Raw genomic sequence first — 2,579 nt, 5'->3', positions numbered from 1 at the left:
CAGCGTGCTGACGCGATCTTCATTGAGGAGTTGCGCAATACGATTGATGAAGCAAGCCAAAAATCCCGGTATGACCTCACCAGCCAAGCCTTCGCAGTGTTCTTGCCAGTGAAATCTGTTGGCGTTATGGGTGATGGCAGAACCTATGAGTATGTTGTTGCGCTCAGAGCCGTTCAAACACAAGACTTTATGACAGCGCACTGGGCTCACTTGCCTCATGATTTGCTAGGCAAGGTATCTAATCGCATTATTAACGAAGTGCGCGGCATCAATCGCGTGGTCTACGACATTAGCGGAAAACCTCCAGCAACTATCGAGTGGGAATGACGCCAATGAAGAGGATGATTTATATCTCCCTCATCATTAATGTGGTGGTCTTGATTCCCGTCTGCATTGGTCTTATTTCGGATGCATCTTGGGTTGAGCATGGCTATGGACCGGCTAGCCCTGCTAGAGGTATTCTTTTATCTATCTACGGTTCTATATTGCTAGTTTCGCTGGGCCTACTAATCAACCCCTTGCCAATGCTGGTTGCGCCTTTGCTTCTGGTTCAGGTGCTTTATAAGCTCACAACCCCATTCACTGTAGGCAACTTCACAAACCCGGTAGTCATTAGCAATATCCTGGTTGCGCTGGTGCATCTAGTAACCTTGGTGCTAATCCTAAGATCAATTCGAGATAAAGCTTCTTCTCAAGCTTTGTTGGATTGAGAGGATTCTCTAAAGTCACCTATGTCTGAGCTTCGAGAAACCTCCCTCGCAATACTGGCAAATACCGATGTGCAGTCCAAGGTTGGCCAGCTGGCTGACTTGTTTGCTGAGCATCAAGCTGGACGCATTGCTATAAACCCTTCTAGCAACCTTACTAGTCAAAATCATTGCCTCCCTGGGCGACCAGCTAAACCAGATTTAGTTGCGCCAAAGTTTGTTCCCAAAAGAAAAATGGATACGGGTGAGGGGAGAGCTATTCTTTGGCATTCCTTGGCGCATATTGAATTTAATGCCATGAATTTAGCCTTAGATGCCATTTGGAGATTTCCGAGTATGCCTCAGGCCTATTACGAAGATTGGCTTAGAGTCGCAAAAGAAGAGGCCTACCATTTCAGCTTGATCAATACCCATTTACAGTCCTTTGGATTTGGTTATGGGGATTTCCCAGCTCACAATAGTTTGTGGGAGATGGTGGAGAGAACAACAGATTCAGTGATTGCGCGGATGGCTCTGGTCCCTCGAACTATGGAAGCAAGAGGGCTTGATGCAGTGCCGGAGATTCGGGATCGTTTTAAACAAATCAAAGATGAGCGCGCTGTAGAAATTCTAGAAATCATTCTCCATGATGAGATTGGGCATGTGCTTGTTGGTAATCGCTGGTTTAACTTCTTGTGTGCCAATGACAATCTATCCCCAATTGCGACTTATCGAGAGTTGGCTGAAAAATATCGCGCACCCACTTTGAGGGGGCCGTTTAATTTTGATGCGCGCGAACAAGCTGGCTTTACTTCCGAGGAATTAGAGATATTGGAATCTCTGAGTGAGAAACGGACCCAGACGGCATGAAGATCCTCAGTCTCATTCCGCCGATGACGCAGCTCAATACGCCGTATCCATCAACCGCCTATCTCACTGGCTTTCTGCGCTCACGAGGTTTTGATGCAGCTCAAGAGGACTTAGCATTAGCCTTGGTCCTGGGTTTTTTCACTCCATCTGGTTTGCAAGAAATTAAAGAGCAAGCAGTGCAGCTTCCTGAAGAAAATCGCAGTGCGAGCGTCAACTTCTTTCTAGACTACTTTGCAGATTATCAAAGCACCATCGCTCTAGCGATTGCATTTTTGCAAGGGCGTGATAGCACTCTGGCTCATCGCATCAACAGTCGTGCTCTTCTGCCTGAAGGTCCGCGATTTGCATCTCTTGATGCCTATGATGAAGAAGAGGGCGGGGATTCTTTGGCGTGGGCATTTGGTGCACTCGGTTCTCAAGATCGGGCGCGTCATTTAGCCACTCTCTATCTTAATGATTTATCCGACGTATTGCGGGACGCGGTAGACGAGCGTTTTGAGTTTGTTCGCTATGCAGAATCTCTGGCAGGTAGTCAGCCCACGTTTACGCCTTTAGCGGATGCCCTGGCTGCAAGCCCCACATTAATGGATTTGCATTTACAGGAGCTGACAAAGTCCTCGATCGAAAAGCATCAACCTGGCTTAGTATTGCTTTCAGTGCCATTCCCCGGGGCAATGTACGCCGCATTACGAATTGCTCAAACTATCAAGCAAGATTACCCCGCTATCAAAATTGGTCTCGGTGGTGGCTACGTGAACACGGAGTTACGTGAGCTCACCGATCCGCGCATATTTGATTTTGTGGACTTCATCACACTGGATTCTGGGGAGCGACCCCTGCTGGCTCTGTTGGAGCATTTAAATGGAAAGCGCTCTGCTGAAAGACTCGTTCGTACATTTATCCGAACCGCTAGTAATGAAGTTCGTTATATCAATTGGCAGGAGCCAGATATTCCTTTTGAAGAAGTCGGTACTGCCACCTGGGATGGCCTACCACTCAATTCTTATTTATCGCTACTGGATA

2 protein-coding genes and 2 pseudogenes are annotated in these 2,579 nt (G+C 47.4%); all 4 read left to right on the top strand.

Features of this window, described 5'->3' with window-relative positions; translation table 11 throughout:
• Positions 1–327, top strand: a pseudogene (locus tag B7Y67_RS15075) (GMP synthase (glutamine-hydrolyzing)); the annotation flags it as partial.
• Positions 328–332: 5 nt separating this feature from the next.
• Positions 333–710, top strand: coding sequence for a hypothetical protein (locus B7Y67_RS15070; RefSeq protein ID WP_293599339.1), 378 nt, complete (start codon positions 333–335; stop codon positions 708–710).
• A gap of 21 nt (positions 711–731) precedes the next feature.
• The gene (locus B7Y67_RS15065; RefSeq protein WP_293599338.1) at positions 732–1,556 is read left to right on the top strand and encodes a ferritin-like domain-containing protein; all 825 of its coding nucleotides are present in this window, start codon (positions 732–734) and stop codon (positions 1,554–1,556) included.
• Positions 1,553–2,579 (top strand): annotated as a pseudogene (locus B7Y67_RS15060) (radical SAM protein); the annotation flags it as partial. The gene B7Y67_RS15065 and the pseudogene B7Y67_RS15060, both read left to right, overlap by 4 nt.

The sequence above is a fragment of the Polynucleobacter sp. 35-46-11 genome, assembly GCF_002281105.1.
The sequence above is the reverse complement of the archived record's forward strand: the minus strand, read 5'-3'. Positions and strand labels throughout refer to the sequence as shown.

Excerpts from the sequence above, each read along its gene's own strand:
- B7Y67_RS15070 (WP_293599339.1), top strand. The coding sequence starts at position 333 with ATGAAGAGGATGATTTATATCTCCCTCATCATTAATGTGGTGGTCTTG.
- B7Y67_RS15065 (WP_293599338.1), top strand. The coding sequence starts at position 732 with ATGTCTGAGCTTCGAGAAACCTCCCTCGCAATACTGGCAAATACCGAT.